At 46.1% G+C, this 16,126-nt stretch carries 15 protein-coding genes; 13 read left to right on the top strand and 2 right to left on the bottom strand.

The window, feature by feature from the left end; genetic code table 11:
- Positions 1–21: 21 nt before the first annotated feature.
- From GCA01S_RS15875 to narI, 7 genes are all read left to right on the top strand, one after another.
- Positions 22–1,197: an MFS transporter gene (locus tag GCA01S_RS15875; protein WP_042411319.1), complete on the top strand. Its 1,176-nt coding sequence runs from the start codon at positions 22–24 to the stop codon at positions 1,195–1,197.
- Positions 1,198–1,493: 296 nt separating this feature from the next.
- Positions 1,494–2,555 carry a multicopper oxidase domain-containing protein gene (locus tag GCA01S_RS15870; RefSeq protein WP_042411316.1) on the top strand — a complete coding sequence of 354 codons (1,062 nt, stop codon included), beginning with the start codon at positions 1,494–1,496 and terminating at the stop codon, positions 2,553–2,555.
- A gap of 231 nt (positions 2,556–2,786) precedes the next feature.
- A complete protein-coding gene (locus GCA01S_RS15865) occupies positions 2,787–3,194 on the top strand; it encodes a hypothetical protein (RefSeq protein WP_042411313.1) in 408 nt (135 codons plus the stop codon).
- Positions 3,195–3,227: 33 nt separating this feature from the next.
- Positions 3,228–6,911 carry a nitrate reductase subunit alpha gene (locus GCA01S_RS15860; RefSeq protein ID WP_042411310.1) on the top strand — a complete coding sequence of 1,228 codons (3,684 nt, stop codon included), beginning with the start codon at positions 3,228–3,230 and terminating at the stop codon, positions 6,909–6,911.
- Positions 6,901–8,433: a nitrate reductase subunit beta gene (gene narH / locus GCA01S_RS15855; RefSeq protein WP_042411307.1), complete on the top strand. Its 1,533-nt coding sequence runs from the start codon at positions 6,901–6,903 to the stop codon at positions 8,431–8,433. The genes GCA01S_RS15860 and narH overlap by 11 nt, the downstream gene beginning before the upstream one ends.
- Positions 8,408–8,938 (top strand): nitrate reductase molybdenum cofactor assembly chaperone, encoded by a 531-nt coding sequence (gene narJ / locus GCA01S_RS15850; RefSeq protein ID WP_042411304.1) that lies wholly within the window; start codon positions 8,408–8,410, stop codon positions 8,936–8,938. The genes narH and narJ overlap by 26 nt, the downstream gene beginning before the upstream one ends.
- 28 nt (positions 8,939–8,966) lie before the next feature.
- Entirely contained in the window at positions 8,967–9,659 is a 693-nt protein-coding gene (gene narI, locus GCA01S_RS15845; protein WP_017436348.1) for a respiratory nitrate reductase subunit gamma, read from the top strand.
- Positions 9,660–9,698: 39 nt separating this feature from the next.
- Here the strand turns inward: narI and GCA01S_RS15840 are convergent, their stop codons facing one another.
- Positions 9,699–10,409: a Crp/Fnr family transcriptional regulator gene (locus GCA01S_RS15840; protein WP_042411301.1), complete on the bottom strand. Its 711-nt coding sequence runs from the start codon at positions 10,407–10,409 to the stop codon at positions 9,699–9,701.
- Between the two features lie 229 nt (positions 10,410–10,638).
- Here GCA01S_RS15840 and modB point away from each other — a divergent pair, with 229 nt between their 5' ends.
- Together modB and moaA are read left to right on the top strand one after the other, a co-directional pair.
- Entirely contained in the window at positions 10,639–11,295 is a 657-nt protein-coding gene (gene modB, locus GCA01S_RS15835; protein ID WP_017436346.1) for a molybdate ABC transporter permease subunit, read from the top strand.
- A 14-nt stretch (positions 11,296–11,309) separates the two neighbouring features.
- Positions 11,310–12,335, top strand: a complete 1,026-nt coding sequence (gene moaA, locus GCA01S_RS15830; protein WP_042411299.1) for a GTP 3',8-cyclase MoaA — start codon at positions 11,310–11,312, stop codon at positions 12,333–12,335.
- Positions 12,336–12,385: 50 nt separating this feature from the next.
- Here moaA and ric read toward each other — a convergent pair whose 3' ends face one another.
- On the bottom strand, positions 12,386–13,108 hold the full coding sequence (ric, locus tag GCA01S_RS15825; RefSeq protein WP_017436344.1) for an iron-sulfur cluster repair di-iron protein: 723 nt from the start codon (positions 13,106–13,108) through the stop codon (positions 12,386–12,388).
- 417 nt (positions 13,109–13,525) lie between these two features.
- Between ric and GCA01S_RS15820 the strand changes: the two genes are divergently transcribed.
- From GCA01S_RS15820 to moaD, 4 genes are read left to right on the top strand one after another with little or no spacing between them, the layout of a single operon-like run.
- The gene (locus GCA01S_RS15820) at positions 13,526–14,785 is read left to right on the top strand and encodes a molybdopterin molybdotransferase MoeA (RefSeq protein ID WP_017436343.1); all 1,260 of its coding nucleotides are present in this window, start codon (positions 13,526–13,528) and stop codon (positions 14,783–14,785) included.
- Positions 14,782–15,291 carry a molybdopterin-guanine dinucleotide biosynthesis protein B gene (gene mobB, locus GCA01S_RS15815; RefSeq protein ID WP_042411296.1) on the top strand — a complete coding sequence of 170 codons (510 nt, stop codon included), beginning with the start codon at positions 14,782–14,784 and terminating at the stop codon, positions 15,289–15,291. The genes GCA01S_RS15820 and mobB overlap by 4 nt, the downstream gene beginning before the upstream one ends.
- Positions 15,288–15,758, top strand: a complete 471-nt coding sequence (locus GCA01S_RS15810; RefSeq protein ID WP_017436341.1) for a molybdenum cofactor biosynthesis protein MoaE — start codon at positions 15,288–15,290, stop codon at positions 15,756–15,758. The genes mobB and GCA01S_RS15810 overlap by 4 nt, the downstream gene beginning before the upstream one ends.
- Positions 15,755–15,985: a molybdopterin converting factor subunit 1 gene (moaD, locus tag GCA01S_RS15805; protein WP_017436340.1), complete on the top strand. Its 231-nt coding sequence runs from the start codon at positions 15,755–15,757 to the stop codon at positions 15,983–15,985. The genes GCA01S_RS15810 and moaD overlap by 4 nt, the downstream gene beginning before the upstream one ends.
- Positions 15,986–16,126 lie beyond the last annotated feature (141 nt).

Genomic DNA, 16,126 nt, shown 5'->3' with positions numbered 1-16,126 from the left:
TATAGAGGGAGGATTTTCGTAATGAATAAGCAAAAAGCACTTTTACCGATCACAACGTTGGCGATGACGTTTGCGTTTGCCGTATGGGCTGTATTTTCTCCGTTGGCGAATACATTCCAAGAAATGTACGGACTAACATCGACACAAAAAAGCATTTTAGTGGCGATCCCGGTGCTGCTTGGTTCTATCATGCGCATTCCGCTTGGAATTTGGACGGATCGGATTGGCGGTAGACGATTGTTTTCGCTGCTGCTATTATTTTTGATTATTCCGCTAATTGGAGCGGGTTTTGCTAATTCGTTTGCCATGTTAATGTTTTGGGCGTTCTTCATCGGAATGGCAGGGACGTCGTTTGCCATTTCTGTTACGTTCGTATCGCGCTTAACACCGTCAGAAAAGCAAGGAACAGCGCTCGGCATTAACGCGATGGGCAATATTGGAACAGCGGTGGCAAGCTTTTCGGTTCCTTCGATCGCGGCAGCGTTTGGAGTGAAATGGGCGTTTTGGGGAATGATTATCCCAGTTGTCATCATGCTCCTTCTTGTTTGGTTCTTTACTCCGGATATGCCAAAGCCTAAGCAGCAAAAAACGATGCTTGATTCGTTATCGGTGTTGAAATATAAACATACATGGACTTTATCGCTCTTTTATTTCGTTACATTCGGAGCATTCGTCGCATTTGGCATTTATTTGCCATCGCTGCTCATTGATTTATATGGTTTAACTCCGGTGGATGCCGGGCTTCGCGCTGCTGGTTTCACTGTTATTGCGACACTCGCAAGACCAATTGGCGGAAACCTTGGCGATAAAATCGGCGCCGAACGGGTATTGAATTTCGTCTATGCCGGAATTACGATTGGAGCGCTTGTCATTGCGTTTGGAATGGAAAATATCATGGTGATGACAGCGGCATGTTTGTTTATCGCAATTATGGCTGGATTAGGGAACGGCGCTGTCTTTAAGCTTGTCCCGCAGCTGTTCCCGGCGGAAACAGGTGCCGTCACCGGTATCGTTGGCGCATGGGGCGGGCTTGGCGGCTTTTTCCCACCGATTTTAATGGGGATTGTGAAAGATATCACAGGCTCTTATGTGCTTGGATTTATTCTTCTCAGCTTATTCGCCCTTATTTGTTTCCTGCTTAACCGTACGGTTTTTGGCAAAAAAGTGGGCGAACCGGCAAATCCATATATATCGTAACGGTGATGAAACAGCGGATCGTTTGCAGCGGTCCGCTTTTTGTTTTTGAGAAGCATTTCCTTCCTGATTCAGCATAGTGAAATGTTTTTCCGATGTTACGGAACGAAACCAGGCTGTGACTCCATTTATCATTTTCTCTACGGAAATAATTGTTACCGTAAATATAAGCAATATTGCTCACTATTTCACAAACAATTCAAACATTGGTGATGATTCGTGATACAAATCACTAGGGAGAACGAATGCACTCGGTACTCTGAAAGTGTAATAAATCAATAAATACGGGGGGAGAAAAAATGGGGCGTAAGTTTTATACGCTTATGTCGATAGCCGCGGCTATTTCTCTTTTAGCCGCCTGTGGAAATGCTAGGCCGGGAGAGAAAGAAACTGCCAAGGAAACGGTGAAGATAGAAAGACATCACGCAAGTTCGGATGTCATTGCTGCTCACGAAGGTCTTAACCAAAAACCGGTTCCGTTGAAAATGGAACGCATCGGTCCGCATGATGTCAAAATCGAGATGACTGCACAAGTAACTGACATCGAAATTGATAAAGGGAAAGCCTATAAAGCATGGACGTTCAACGGTCAAGCACCTGGACCACTCATTGTCGTCAATGAAGGAGATACGCTCCATTTTACGTTAAAAAATATGGACCCAGCGATGCCCCATAGCATGGATTTCCACGCTGTCCACGCTTCGCCGTCGAAAGATTTTGTCGACGTCATGCCGAATAAATCGGGAACGTTTACGTACCCAGCGAATAACCCGGGCGTATTTATGTACCATTGCGGCACGAAGCCGGTGCTCGCCCACATCGCCAATGGCATGCACGGCATGATTATCGTCAAACCGAAAAACGGCTATCCGACCGATAAAGAAGTGGACCGCGAATTTGTCTTAATCCAAAACGAGTGGTACAAGTATAATGACATGGATGATTTCCAAAACGGGGTACCAAGCTATGTTGTTTTTTCGACAAAAGCGTTAAAAGCAGGCGATCGAAATACGAACGGAGATACGTTTACGCTAAAAGAGAAGCCGCTCGTTGCCAAAGCTGGCGACAAAGTCAGAATTTATATCGAAAATGTTGGACCGAACGAAGTCAGCTCGTTCCACGTCGTTGGAACCGTTTTGGATGATGTCTATATCGACGGCAATCCAAACAACCATCTAAAAGGCTTGCAGACAGTGATGCTTCCGGCGAGCGGCGGCGCAGTCGTCGAGTTTACCGTTACACGTCCAGGCAGCTACTCGATCGTCTCCCACCAGTTCAACCAAGCGCAAAAAGGAGCGGTAGCGATATTAAAAGTAACGGAAACAGGTGAAGATGACGGCGCAGAAACAAATGGACATTAATCATTGTACTGTCAGACAAAGAAATGATATGCCGTCCACCAAAATTTCCTCTTTTCTATAAATAATTATTATAAAAAACGTAAGTGATGTGCATCATAGGCATAGTTTTAGATGGACAAAGGAGAGAAATCACTCTCCTTTTTTGTTTTTTTTGCATAATACTAGAAAATTATAGAAAAAATATATGAATAAGAATAAATGGTACTGTATTAGGAAAAAAGAGGTGATTAAATGAGTGGCCCTTCCTTAAAGAAATTAGAGGCGCACCGTTCCATTCATAACGGCGCATTTATCGAGGCAAAACATCTGACGGAGCTGCTTGAGAAGCTATATAACGATGGACGAGAGGAGCATCTTGGCGAGGTTGCCGACGCGCTTGTGGAACATTGGGAAAAGAGAATCATTGCCCATGCGCAAGCAGAGGAAGAAGGATTTTATCAAGAAAAAGTAGAGGAAGACCATAATTTGTTTGAAAAAGTGGCGATGTTAAAGCGTGACCATGACTTGATGAGATATTTGATTGAAGAAGTGAAACAATTATTAGCGCAACGAATTGATCAAGACGTACTCACCCGATTTCATGCGCTTTTGCATATTAACCGTATGCATAGTGACGACGAAGAAAAATTTTTATTTTAGCTAATAAAGCAAAGGAAGGAGCTTCATGCTGACATGAATAAGAAACCTTCACCGCTGTTAAGAAAGCTAAAGTATTTTGGCAAATCCGAAAAAACCGCCGGCCATGCCGAGGTATCGCCGTATGGACGCGATTCGGAAAAAGTGTACCGCCGTCGTTGGCAGCATGACAAAGTAGTTCGTACAACCCATGGAGTGAATTGCACCGGTTCCTGCAGCTGGAGGGTGCATGTGAAAGACGGCATTATTGCTTGGGAAACACAACAAACAGACTATCCGACAACAGGTCCGGATATGCCGGAATATGAACCGCGAGGCTGTCCAAGAGGAGCAAGTTTTTCTTGGTATACATATAGCCCGCTAAGAGTTCGCTATCCTTATGTGCGCGGACCGCTTTTAAAGCTATGGAGGGAAGCGTTAAAGCAAGAAGGCGACCCTGTTTCTGCATGGAAATCGATCGTGGAAGACCCTAAAAAGACAAAACGGTATAAAAGCGCACGCGGGAAAGGAGGATTTATCCGCGCAAATTGGGATGAAGTCAACACGCTGATCGCCGCTTCGCTGATTTACACCATTCAAAAGCACGGCCCGGACCGCATTTTCGGCTTTTCTCCTATCCCAGCGATGTCGATGGTGAGTTATGCAGCCGGTGCGAGATTTTTGAATTTAATCGGCGGGGCGATGCTTAGTTTTTATGATTGGTATGCCGACCTTCCGCCTGCTTCCCCGCAAATATGGGGAGAACAGACGGATGTTCCTGAGAGCTCCGATTGGTTTAACTCTAGCTATATGATTGTGTGGGGATCGAACTTGCCGCAGACGCGTACTCCGGATGCCCATTTTTATGTAGAGGCGCGCTACCGGGGAACGAAAGTTGTCGCTGCGAGCCCAGATTATGCGGAGTTTGTCAAATTTGCCGACAACTGGCTTCCTATTCAGCCTGGAATGGACGGGGCGCTGGCGATGGCCATGACGCACGTTATTTTAAAAGAATTTTATGTCGATCGGCAAACGGATTACTTTATAAATTATGTAAAAAGATATACGGATTTGCCGTTTTTAGTCACGCTTAAAAAACATGGAGATCATTATGCGGCAGGCCGCTTTTTACGGGCAAGCGATATCGGCATGCCGCTGCGTTACGCGGAATGGAAAACGGTCGTATGGGATGAAAAGTCAAAGACTTTCGCCGTGCCAAACGGAACGATTGGACATCGGTGGGAAAATAACGGGAATTGGAATTTGCAGCTAAACGACATGGACAATAAACGTATCGGCATCGCCCCGGCATTAACGTTTTTAGGAAAAGAAGATGATATTGTTACGATTAAGATTCCGCATTTTGAAGTAGAGAAAAAGATGGTGCTGGAACGCGGCGTTCCTGTAAAAGCAATCAAGAAAAACGGAAATACACTGTATGTAACGACCGTTTTCGATTTATTGCTGGCCAAAACTGGTGTTTCCCGCGGGCTGCCGGGTGATTATCCTGTCGATTATAATGATCCGAAACCGTATACGCCGGCATGGCAGGAAGCGATTACTGGCATTGATCGAAACACGGCGGCGCAAATCGCGCGCGAATTTGCGCAAAACGCGATCGATTCGAAAGGTCGTTCGATGATTGTCATGGGCTCAGGCATCAACCATTGGTATCATTCCGATGCTATCTACCGTACGATTTTAAACCTTGTTTTGTTAACGGGTTCGCAAGGAGTAAATGGTGGAGGATGGGCGCATTATGTCGGACAGGAAAAAGTACGGCCGCTGGAAGGCTGGCAGACGATTGCGATGGCGCGCGACTGGGGAGGACCGCCGCGTCTGCAAAACGGAACATCGTTTTTCTATTTTGTAACGGAGCAGTGGAAATACGAAGATCAAAAGATGGACGAGCATATTTCTCCATTGTTTGATCAGCCGCGTTATCAGCATGGCGGCGACTATAACTATTTAGCGGCTCGTTTAGGATGGCTTCCGTCTTACCCGCAATTTAACACAAACAGCATCACGTTAGTGGAAAAGGCGAACGCAAAGACAAACGAAGAAGCGATTCAATATGTGGTCAATGAAATCAAACAAGGGAAATTAACGTTTGCGATCGAAAATCCGTCCGATCCGATCAACTTTCCGAGAGTGATGTTTGTCTGGCGCGCCAATTTGATCGGCAGCTCGGCAAAAGGCCATGAATATTTTTTAAAACATTTGTTAGGGACACATCACGCGAATTTAAGCGGACAAAACGATGGGCTAAAGACGAACGAAATCGTTTGGGATGAGGACGCGCCCGAAGGAAAGCTCGATTTAATGATAAACATCGACTTTCGCATGAACGGAACAGGGCTGTATTCTGATATCGTCCTCCCGGCAGCCACATGGTATGAAAAATATGATATCAGCAGCACCGATATGCATCCGTTTGTGCATCCGTTTAATCCAGCGATTGCCCCGCCGTGGGAAGCAAAATCGGATTGGGATTTCTTTAAAGGACTAGCGAAAACATTTTCGGAAATGGCGAAACACTATTTTTCTGCGCCAGTCAAAGATGTCGTGGCAACGCCGCTTTTGCATGATACACGAGATGAAATTGCCCAGCCGTTTGGAATCGTGAACGATTGGAAAGACGGAGCGAGCGACCCGGTTCCGGGGGTGAATTTTCCGCGTCTTCACATCGTGGAAAGGGATTATGCTGAAGTGTACAACAAATTTGTGGCACTCGGCCCGATGGCTCGGGAACAAATCGGAGCAAAAGGGCTCAGCTGGGACGCCAAAGAAGAATACAAATGGCTGCTTGATACGGCTGGTTCTTCCTCGCTGACAGAGCCGTATAAAGATTGCCCAAGCTTGTTGACCGACCGTGACGCAGCGGAGGCGATATTGGCGTTATCGAGCGCGACAAACGGTTCGCTGGCGCTGAAAGCTTGGGGAGAGATGGAAAGAAAGACGATGCAAAAGCTAAAAGATTTAGTGGAAGAACGGGCGGAAGAGCACATTACGTTCCAAGCGATTACATCACAGCCGCGCCAAGTGTTGACGACTCCTGTATTTAGCGGGAGCGAAACAGGAAACCGGCGGTACTCCCCGTTTACGACCAATGTCGAGCGGCTCATTCCATGGCGGACGTTAACGGGAAGGCAACATTTTTACCTTGACCATGAGTTAATGCTGGAGTTTGGCGAGGAATTACCGACGTTTAAAGCACCATTGCGAAAACTGGCTTTCTATGAACAGGACCATCGTCCGAAGGCAAGCGGCAAAGAAATTGCGCTCCGCTATTTAACGCCGCACTATAAATGGTCGTACCATAGCACTTACTGGGATAACCTGCTGATGTTAACGATGTTTCGCGGCGGACCGCATGTATGGATGAATAAAGACGACGCAGAGGAAGCAGGCATTGCCGATAACGATTGGATTGAAATGTATAACCGCAACGGCGTTGTCGTCGCACGGGCGGTTGTCAGCCACCGGCTGCCGCGCGGAGTCGCGTTTATGTATCACGTGCAAGACCGTTATATTAATGTTCCGGGCTCGCCAATCAGCAAACTTCGCGGCGGAACGTTTAACAGCCCGACGCGAATTCATGTAAAACCGACACAAATGATCGGTGGTTATGCGCAATTAAGTTATGGCTTCAATTATTATGGTCCAACGGGAAACCAACGGGATGAACAAGTCATCATTCGCAAACTTAAAAAAGAGGAAGTGAACTGGCTTGAGGATTAGGGCACAATTTGGGATGGTGATGAATTTAGATAAATGCATCGGCTGCCATACATGCAGCATTACATGCAATAATACGTGGACGAATCGTCCCGGAGCGGAGTACATGTGGTGGAACAACGTAGAAACAAAACCGGGAATCGGTTACCCGAAAGAGTGGGAGAATCAAGATTTACGTAAAGGCGGATGGGTGCTCAAAGACGGGAAGCTCGAGCTGCGTGCCGGCGGCCGGGTGAATAAACTGCTAAATATTTTCTATAATCCGGACATGACCCCGATTGACGATTATTATGAGCCTTGGACATATGACTATGAAAATTTAATTAACAGCCCGGAAAAACAACATCAGCCTGTTGCCAGACCAAAATCGCAGCTGACAGGTGAATATATGGAAATTACGTGGGGGCCGAACTGGGAAGACGACTTGGCGGGAGTATATGAAACAGGAAAACGCGATCCGAACATAAAAGGCATTGAAGAGAAAGTAAAGTTCGAATTTGAGCAAACGTTTATGATGTATTTGCCGCGTATTTGCGAGCATTGCTTAAATCCGCCTTGTGTTTCCTCCTGTCCATCGGGCGCCATTTATAAACGGGATGAAGACGGCATTGTGCTCGTCGATCATGATGCGTGCCGAAGCTGGCGTTTTTGTATGACGGGCTGCCCGTATAAAAAAGTGTATTTTAATTGGAAAACACATAAAGCGGAAAAATGTACATTTTGTTTTCCACGCATTGAGACCGGTCAGCCGACGATCTGTTCAGAAACATGCGTCGGGCGGCTCCGCTATATCGGCATTGTTTTTTATGACCTAGATAAAGTGGAGGCTGCTGCTTCGGTTAAGGATGAAAAAGATTTATATCAAGCCCACTTAGATGTATTTCTTAATCCGTATGATCCGGAAGTGATCAAAGCAGCGCGTGAAGCAGGATATACCGATGATTGGATTGAAGCGGCACAACGCTCCCCGGTTTATAAATTGGCGGTGGAACAAAAAATTGCGCTTCCGCTTCATCCTGAGTATCGCACATTGCCAATGGTTTGGTATATTCCGCCGCTAAGCCCAATCATGGGAGCATTTGACGGCGGATTGGACGACATTAATGCTCACGTCATTTTTCCAGCGATTGATCAAATGCGCATTCCGATTGAATATTTGGCGAACTTGCTTGCAGCAGGAGATACGGAAGTGATTCGCACGGTGTTGAAAAAAATGGTGGCGATGCGAAGTTATATGCGCGCCGTGAACTTGGGGAAAGAACCGGATAAGAGCATATTAGATAAATTGGGAATGGATGAACATACGGTGAAAGAAATGTACAAGCTTTCCGCTGTTGCGAAATATTCCGACCGCTATGTGATTCCATCTTCGCATCGCGAGAAGGCAGACAATATGTTTTACGGACAAGGAGCAGTCGGTTATGAATTTATGGAATCTTGTTCCGGATGTTCGGGATATGACGCGGAAAACTTTCATCAATTTTATTGGAGTGATATCGATGGAAGAGCACCGGAAAATTTTTAAAATCGCTTCGATTTTGCTGCAGTACCCGGAACAAGAGTGGATCGGTGATGAACAATTATTCCATGAAATTTCTTCGCTAAGCAATGAAAGCGTCCGGAAACTGTTTATGCAGTTTCTGGACTATTTAACGACAAACGAAATAGAGACGTTATGCGAAATATATGTGAATACGTTTGATTTTAGCGATAAAACCACAATGTATTTAACTTATCATCTATTTGGCGATCAGAAAGAGCGCGGCCAAGCCTTTTTAAAACTAAAAGAAGAGTTTCGCAACGCCGGTTTTGATCTATTGGATGAGGAGCTGCCAGACTATTTGCCAGTCGTTTTAGAATTTGCGTCTGTCGCTCCCGAAGAGCATGCAAAGAAGATGCTTCTTATTCATAAAACAACCATTGATAAAATTGCAGAGGAACTAAAATTAGCGAATAATCCGTATTATCTTGTCATGAATGGTTGTGTAACAGGAATCGTTGCATTTTTAGAGGAGAAAAAAGCTTCTTAAAAATACGAACATGAATGGAGGACGCCCGATGAGTTTACTTGATCAATTTCTTTGGGTAATTTATCCGTATCTCATGCTTACGTTATTTGTCGTTGGTCATATTTACCGTTATAATACAGATCAATTTGGCTGGTCGGCAAAATCAAGTGAGTTTCTTGAAAGCAGACGGCTGCGATGGGGAAGTATTCTTTTTCATTGGGGAATTATATTTGTTTTTTTCGGGCATGTAGCTGGGATACTGGTGCCAAAACCATTTTATGAAACAATCGGAATTACGGATGAGATGTATCACTTCGGGGCGGTTTGGTTCGGCGGCGCAGCTGGGGTCGCGACGGTCATCGGCGTTCTGTTGCTGCTATGGCGGAGGTTAAGCGTTCGTCGTATTTTCCGCAACAGCAGCAAAAGTGATTTCCTTGCATTGTTTCTGTTAACCATCGTCATTTTAACGGGATTTACAAATACAGTAGGATATACCGCTACGGGAGGAACGTTTGATTATCGCGATACGATTGGCCCATGGTTCCGAGGTATTTTAACGTTTCGGCCGCTGCCGCAACTGGTAAGCGATGCCCCATTAGGATTCCAAATTCATATTATTACCGCCTTATTGCTGTTTGGCATCTGGCCGTTTACCCGTCTTGTCCATGTTTGGAGCGTTCCGCTGACGTATTTAAATAGACATTATGTTGTATATCGCCGCATGCGTGCAAAGAAGATTTAAAAACACCCCTCCTTTTCCATTCGAAAAGGAGGGGTGTTTTTATTCAATGCAACAAATATCCACCGGACAGTTTTCGCATTGAATTTCCTGCTTTAAATAGTCGAGGTCATGGATCGTAATTTTTCCTCTTTTAATGGAAAGAACGCCTTGCTGCTTTAACGTGTTTAACATGCGGTTGACGCTTTCGCGGGTGGTGCCGCAAAAGTTGGCTAAATCTTGGTTTTTCAGCGTTAAGTCGATGAGGATGCTTCCGTTATCCAGCTTGACGCCATAGCTGTTGCACATGCGGATAAGCGTGGAATACAGTGCTCCTTTTTTGCCGTGCATAATTAAATCGCGAAATTTTGTTTGTGTCCGCCGCGCATGCGTGCTGACCCATTGCATATATTCATAGGTAAGTGAAGGGTTGGTGAGGAGCTGCTGTTCTAAATCATCTTTTTTAATGGCTGCTACTTCGCCATCTTCGATCACTTTTGCTGTTAATAAATAGCGAGGTTCTGCTGTAAACAATGTTAGCTCGCCGACAATTTCCCCAGGGCCGCAGATGCGGAAACACATCTCTTTTCCGTCAGCGCAAATTTTACTTATTTGCACTTTCCCCGAAAGAATAAGATATAGTTCAGCGGCCGCCATTCCTTCTTGGAATAAAAACGTTCCTTTTCGTATTTTGACTGTATGTTTGGCGGAACGAAGCAATTCGCGTAAATGGGCAAAGCGGTCCTGCTGATTGAACGTTTTGGCTGCAAGCATCTGGTTCACCCCAATAGTTTGTAGTTACTTTTATTGTAAAAACAATGAAACCATCCCGAAGTGATAAAAATCACACTTTGTTGCTTCGCGATGATTGTCACGATGCTGTCACAAACTTTTCTAAAACGATTTGCATGTTTGTTATGTTAAAATGTGAGTAGTATCACAACATTTTTCTTCTTTTTTTTATATAGTGAAACAGAATGGTGTTGTTGAAAGAGGTTTTATGATGATGGAATTTTGGTGGCCGGTTTGGTTATCGATAAAGGTTGCATTTGTTTCTGGAGTAATGGTTGTGCTTCTTGGCATCATCACGGCTAAGTGGATGGCGCACCGTCGGTTTAAAGGAAAAATCGTCATTGAAACGTTGCTGATGCTTCCGCTCGTGCTGCCGCCATCAGTTGTCGGTTTTTTTCTTATCATTTTATTCGGAAAAAACGGTGTAATTGGCAAAGGAATAGAAACATTGTTTCACGCGCCGGTGATGTTTACATGGTACGCAGCGGTGATTGCGGCTGTGGTCGTTTCCTTTCCGCTCATGTATCAATCGGCCAAGGCCGGATTGGAAGCGGTGGATCAAACGATTGAAGAAGCGGCGCGCATCGACGGAGCAAATGAATACCAAGTTTTTTGGCATATATCGATTCCCTTGGCGAAAAAGGCGCTTATTTCCGGGGCGATTTTGGCATTTGCCCGCAGCCTTGGCGAATTTGGCGCTACTCTCATGTTTGCGGGAAATATTCCCGGCAAAACGCAAACGATGCCAACCGCTATTTATGTGGCGATTGAGTCCGGAGAAACGAATTTAGCGTGGGCATGGGTAGCCATCACGATGCTTTTGTCGTTTTTCCTGTTGCTGTGTGCGACAACGTTTAAATCTCATTGAAAGGGGGAAGCGGGATGGAAAGAAAAGAATCGGCGGCCGTTGTCGACCGCTGGAACCGACCGCTTCGCGATTTGCGCATTTCGGTAACGGATCAATGCAATTTTCGATGCGTATATTGCATGCCAGCAGAAATATTCGGTCCGAATTTCCGTTTTTTGCGTGAAGACGAATTATTAACGATCGGGGAAATGGTGCTGCTTGCTGAAAGTTTTGCCGAGCTTGGCGTCGAGAAAATTCGCATTACCGGGGGAGAGCCGCTGCTAAGACGGGATTTGGATATCTTGATTGAACGATTGACACACATTCCCGGCATCCGCGATATTGGCCTTACAACGAATGGGATTCATTTAGTGAAATGGGCAAAACGTTTGAAAGAAGCGGGGCTGAAGCGCGTTAATGTTAGTTTAGATGCGCTGGATGATGATATATTTAAAAAAATGAACGGCGTTGGCGTCGGGGTCAAGCCGGTGTTAAAAGGAATTGAAGCGGCGCAGGAAGCCGGGCTTGGCGTCAAAGTAAACATGGTTGTGAAAAAAGGCATGAACGACTCGCAAATTATCCCGATGGCTTCTTATTTTAAGGAACGGGGTATTACGCTTCGCTTTATCGAATTTATGGATGTTGGCACGACCAACGGCTGGGATTTTTCTCATGTCGTCACAAAAAAAGAAATGTATGAACTTTTGCAACAAATGCATCCGCTCGAGCCGGTGGAAAAAGCCTACTTCGGCGAGGTGGCAAGCCGCTGCCGCTATGTTGGCACCAACGTGGAAGTCGGGTTTATCGCCTCGGTGACAGAATCATTTTGCCGCAGCTGCACTCGGGCGCGCATTTCCGCCGATGGCACGCTGTATACGTGTTTGTTTGCGACAAGCGGCGTTTCGCTGAAAGAAAAACTGCGTTCTGGAGCGGATAAAGAGGAGATCAAGAAAGTGATCGCATCCACATGGAACATGCGGACAGACCGCTATTCGGACGAACGGACGGAGCAAACGGCGAAAATGCGGAAGAAAATTGAAATGTCTTATATTGGCGGATAAACAAACTGGACCGTTTCCTTCTAGTGGAACGGTCCAGTGCTTTTGGTTTATCAAGACATTTCTGCCGATGGCTCTGCTTCTGCGAGAACGCGCGGGAATAACACGTTATTTTCCAAATGGATATGTTCCAATAAATCTTCTTCTAGCGCTTCTAGTCGATTGTAGACAAGGCGGTACGTACCGCATGCATCTTCCGGTGGGATAAAGTCATTCGTAATTTCACGAATCGTTTTGATGATGTCGCCAGCAACGTCATGTTCATTGACAAGTTCGCGAACCACTTGTTTCATCGTTTCTCTGTTTTCTGGAGTCGGAGTTTCTTCAAATTGCAAAATAAGCGGGAAAGCGTAAGTTTCTTCTTTCACCGTATGCTGTTCCAGTTCGGTTTTCAGCTCGTTAAACAGCTTATGAACTTGCACAAGATGCGGATGATGCATTCCGTGGACGCGCAGCACTTTGGTGACGTAAGGGCTGAGCTGAGGCAGTTCTTCCGCCAAGTAACGATGATGTTTTCCGATGATATGATCGATCAGCTCGCGATAAGAAGCTTCCTTCCAGTTTCGATTGGCTTTTTCGAGCGATTGAGCATAAAGCGTGTTCAGCTCTTCCAAAATCGCTTTTTCGTCCAAACTGCGCTCTTTTATTGCCTCCTGCAATGGGCGCTGCCCGCCGCAGCAAAAATCAATTTTGTATGATTTGAAAAGATCGCTTGCTTTTGGAAATTGTGCTACGATATCACCGATGAGCGATTGTTCTGTAAACCATTTTTCCATGGCTGATACCTCCATCTTAATCAATCGTTACAACTTAAGCATATTTCTTTTCTTTTTTGCATGTCGTGATGTACATCACATAAATGAAGAAATTTTGAACAAGTTGCGTTAGGAAAGAAATGAAACGAATAAATGTGAGGAACATCACGACTAGCTTTGTTTCGTTTCCGTACAATGAAAATAGGAAAGAAGGGATGGGGGATGTTTCGGCTGTTGAAGGCTGAACAGTTGGAAAGCGAAAATCGACATAATGTCAATGCATTAAGTAAATCTTCATGCGAAACTTCCGATCATCAACAGTGCGGATGAACCAATAAAAACTTGCTTTCTTTGGCAGTTTGCTTGCTCTTCTAAATGTAAAAAAGTAAAATAATGGATATCGTGGACAGCCATTAAATGAGAAAGGGAGAGAAAAGCATGTTGGAAAAGCGAACTCCGATTCCGGTAACGGAAGCGATCGAAAGGGTCATGAAATATGCGGGGGAAGGGGAAGCGGAAACGGTTCGGCTTGAGGAAGCATACGGTCGGTATTTGGCTGAAGAATTGCGCGCCGATCATGACGTTCCGCCGTTTGACCGCTCCCCATATGACGGTTTTGCCATCCGCGCTGTGGACTCCGCGCAGGCGAATCTGGACAACCCGGTCGAATTTGAAGTGATTGAAACGATTGGAGCGGGACAGGTGGCGACAAAAGCGGTGAAACCGTTTCAGGCGGTGCGCATCATGACAGGAGCGCAAATTCCCGCTGGATGCGACGCGGTTGTCATGTTGGAGCTAGCCAAACAATATGAACGGGATGGCAAAACGTATATGTCGATCAAACGGCCGTTTCGTCCGGGAGATAATATTTCGTTTCAAGGGGAGGATGCGAAAAAGGGCGATGCTCTTGTTCCAAAAGGCACGCGGATCAACCCCGGCGTGCAGGCGCTATTAGCGACATTTGGATATGCCAAGGTAAAAGTGGCGCGCAAGCCGCGCATCGGCATTTTTGCGACAGGCAGCGAGCTTTTGGATGTATCCGACCCGCTCGTACCGGGAAAAATCCGCAACAGCAACGCCTATATGATTCAAGCGCAAGTGGTCCGCAGCGGCGCGGAGCCGATTTATTTCGGCAAATTAATGGACGATCTGGATACTTGTTTTGCCGCGATCCAATCCGCGCTCGATCAAGTGGATATGTTGATTACAACAGGAGGCGTCTCTGTCGGGGATTATGATTATTTGCCGATCATTTATAAACGTCTCGGCGCTGAAGTGCTGTTCAATAAAGTGGCGATGCGCCCGGGCAGCGTGACGACGGTTGCGCATCTTGACGGCAAGCTATTGTTTGGGCTATCGGGCAACCCATCCGCCTGCTATGTCGGCTATGAACTGTTTGTGCGCCCTGTTGTGCGGACGCGTCTATTTTCCACGAAACCGTATTTGAAAAAAGCAACGGCTATGTTGATGGCCGACTTTCCAAAGCCAAATCCGTTCACCCGCTTTGTCAGAAGTTACGTAGCGCTCGAAGACGGACGGTTAACGGTGGCGCCGGTTGGCATGGATAAATCGAATATTGTCACATCATTGGCGAGAGCGAACGCCCTGATGGTGCTTCCAGGAGGAACGCGCGGGTTTGCCAAAGGCGATACCGTTGAGGTGTGGCTGCTAGAAGATGAAGAGGGAAGCGACGTATGAACGTCTGGCAGGTAGTCGGCTATAAAAACAGCGGCAAAACGACGCTGATTGAAAAATGGGTAAAAATCGCGTCTTCTAAAGGGTACCGTGTTGGAACGATCAAACATCATGGGCATGGCGGCGAGCCGGAAAGACGATATGCGGATACCGACTCAGAGCGCCACGAACGGGCGGGGGCGGTTTGTGTGTCGGTGGAAGGAGACGGATTGCTGCAGCTTTACGCCCGGCAGTCATCATGGTCGCTCGCGCAAATTTTATCGTTCTATCAGCTGTTGCCGCTTGATTTGGTCCTTGTTGAGGGCTACAAAAGCGAACGATATCCAAAAGTAGTAATGGTACGAAACGAAAAGGACTGGGATTCGCTTTCCCGGTTGGCGAACATTATTGCCGTCATTACGTGGCAACCTTTTTCGCAGCCACCCTTTTTTTCCTATCCTTTATTTTCTATTGACGATGAAGAAAGTTATTTACGTTGGTTGATGAATGAGGTGAAAAAACACGAATGAATGAACGTCTTTTTGTCATTACGGACAAGCCGATTTCTTTGGAAGAAGTGATCCAAAAAGTGATGCGTCCGGAAGCCGGCGCGGTGACCACATTCATTGGCACGGTGCGCGAATGGACGAAGGGAAAACGGACGTTGTTTTTACAATATGAGGCGTATGTATCGATGGCAGAAAAAATGTTAAGGCAAATCGGAGAAGAGATCCGTGAAAAGTGGCCGGAAGCAAAAGTCGCCATTACCCATCGGATCGGCCGGCTGGATATCGGTGAGATCGCAGTCGTCATCGCTGTATCGTCGCCGCATCGAAACGATGCGTACGCGGCGAATCGTTACGCAATTGAGCGCATTAAACAAATTGTTCCAATTTGGAAAAAAGAGCATTGGGAAGATGGCACGGAATGGGTCGGCAATCAATTGGAGACAAAAGCGTACCCGACAGGGAGACCGGAAGAGGAGGATTTGCGATGATTACATTGCTTTTTTTCGCCCACTTGCAGGAGGCGGTCGGTGAAGAACGCGTCATCTTGCCGCATGTTCCAAAAACGGTAAAAGAATTAAAGGAAGAAGTGAAGCAACGTTACCGTATTAGCCTAGAACAAGTGATGGTCGCGGTCAATGAGGAATATGCCGGCGATGAGCAAACACTTCAGCCTGGCGATATTGTCGCCTTTATTCCACCGGTAAGCGGAGGATAAGAGCAATGAAAAATCAGCAAAAGCAAAAGTGATTATTTATACGGAAAATCGCTCCCGATTATGAAGCTAGGAATATAAGAAATCGCCAACGCTGCTTATTTTTCTTATTGCCATGATGGTTTTTTACTCATAAAAACGAGG

This window comes from Parageobacillus caldoxylosilyticus NBRC 107762 (genome assembly GCF_000632715.1).
GTDB classification, from domain to species: Bacteria; Bacillota; Bacilli; order Bacillales; family Anoxybacillaceae; genus Saccharococcus; species Saccharococcus caldoxylosilyticus.
Note: the sequence above shows the minus strand (reverse complement) of the source record. Positions and strands in the feature narration are given on the sequence as shown.